This is a genomic window from Bacillus sp. JCM 19034 (genome assembly GCF_001310635.1).
Classification (GTDB): Bacteria; Bacillota; Bacilli; order Bacillales; family Bacillaceae_D; genus Halalkalibacter.
On sequence record NZ_BAXR01000047.1, the window covers coordinates 1 to 1,975 of the forward strand.

The 1,975-nt window shown below is 39.3% G+C and carries 3 protein-coding genes; all 3 read left to right on the top strand.

The window, feature by feature from the left end; translation table 11 throughout:
• Positions 1-522: glycosyltransferase (locus JCM19034_RS20465; protein ID WP_156324093.1), on the top strand; the 522-nt coding region annotated here is incomplete at its 5' end.
• Positions 519-857 carry a hypothetical protein gene (locus tag JCM19034_RS20470; protein WP_062052616.1) on the top strand — a complete coding sequence of 113 codons (339 nt, stop codon included), beginning with the start codon at positions 519-521 and terminating at the stop codon, positions 855-857. The genes JCM19034_RS20465 and JCM19034_RS20470, both read left to right, overlap by 4 nt.
• Positions 858-871: 14 nt before the next feature.
• The coding region (locus JCM19034_RS20475; protein WP_156324094.1) for a glycosyltransferase family 2 protein at positions 872-1,975 on the top strand (1,104 nt) is incomplete at its 3' end.

Consider the following 1,975-nt stretch of genomic DNA (forward strand, 5'->3'; position numbering starts at 1 on the left):
CAGCAATATGAGCGAAAGGCTGGTGTGATTCGAATCGGCCGTCATTCTCGAGATCAATATGTCAAGTGGCCATCTGACCGTGAAGAACTATTAAAAGTCTACCCTGATCATGGACCGTACGAGGTGCATGTGTTAGGCGGAGCAAAGGCTCCGAAAGAAGTATTAGGTGAAATTCCGTCAAACTGGACCATTTATGAATTTGGTTCAATGGCACCTAAGAACTTTTTGAAGGAGCTTGATGTCTTTATTTATTACACACACCCTGATTGGGTAGAGGCATTTGGTCGAGTGATTTTCGAAGCAATGGCTGTAGGGGTTCCGGTTATTATTCCACCGAGCTATGAGCCGTTATTTAAAGAAGCAGCTATCTATGCCAAGCCAGAAGAAGTTCAAGCAAAGGTTAAGCAGTTAATGGAAGATAAGTCGCTGTATCAAAAGCAAGTAGACTTGGCCCTTACTTATGTAGATGAGCAATTTGGGTATCGTCAGCATAGTGAGCGGTTAAAGAGGTGCTTAACATGAGGAACGAACAAAATAATGTAACTGGGGAACGAGTAGAGCTTGAAGGTCGTTTAGAGGAGCTTGAAAAGTCGATTATTGAGCTTGAGGAAGAACGTCATTATTATCAACAAGAGCGACTAAAGATGGAGCGAGAGCTCACTCTTGTAAAGGAGAGCTTTTTATATAAACAAGCTACACGTGCATATAAATGGTTTCGCTTAGCGTCTAAGGTTCTACTAAGAAAAAGATCAATTCATGACCTTATTAATCCTAAGCATCAAATGAAAAAAGCAAAACCTAAAATTAAAAAACTACGTTATCGCTTAAACGAATTAGGCTTCACAAAAAAGCATTAACGGATCTGGAGCAGTTGACTAAAAATTCCGATAATCCATTTATCGTAAGGTATGCAGCGTGGGAGTTGGCGTTATGGCACGCAAATCAATACACACGGAAAAATGCGATGCAAGCACTGCAACATTTAAAATTAGCTTATCAGGGAGAAAAAGATGAAGCAAACTTAAGGCGAATCGCCATAATTGAAGCTGAGTGCTACTTACAATTAGAAGAGCGTAAGCTGGCAGAACAAATTATTGATGAGAAGCTTAAGCATACTCACCACGATGACTTATATTTAGCTAAAGCAAATCTTCAAGAAGATTTTTCAGAACGGATAAAATGGATTAATCAAGTGTTTAAAAATCATGGTATGATGACATTAGATGTGAATTCGATAGGATATACGTATGATGATTTACTAATCAATCATTCTCGATCCAATCAACAGCTAGAATCTCATAAAGTAACGGTTATTATACCTGTTTTTAATGCTGAAGGTAGTCTCAGCACAACATTATGCTCCATTTTAAATCAAACGTGGAGTAATTTGGAAATATTTGTTGTTGATGATGGCAGTCAAGATCAAACGGTTCAAATTATAGAGGAGTTTCAACAGCAAGATCAACGCATTCATCTTTTGAAAAACGACACAAATAGTGGGCCGTATGTAGCGAGAAATCGTGCTTTGCAAGTTGCGACTGGAGATTTTGTAACGATTAATGACGCAGATGATTGGTCTCATCCTGAAAAAATTGAACATCAGGTACAGCATTTGATAGCTCATCCTTCCGTGATAGCTAATACATCAGAGCAAGCACGTGCGACGGAAACGTTAATGTTCTATCGTCGTGGGAAGCCAGGTGAATATTTATTTCCGAACATGTCCTCATTAATGTTCAGACGTGAACCTGTGGTGAAGCAAATCGGCTATTGGGACTCCGTGCGTTTTGGTGCAGACGGTGAATTTAAAAAACGATTGAAAATTGTATTTGGCAAAGAAGCAGTCGTTGACTTGAAAACGGGCCCCTATTCGTTTCAACGGCAATCATCTAATTCGTTAACAGGAAATTCAGTCTTTGGGTATCATGGCTATTTTATGGGAGCACGTAAAGCATATACAGATGAGTATGAAGCC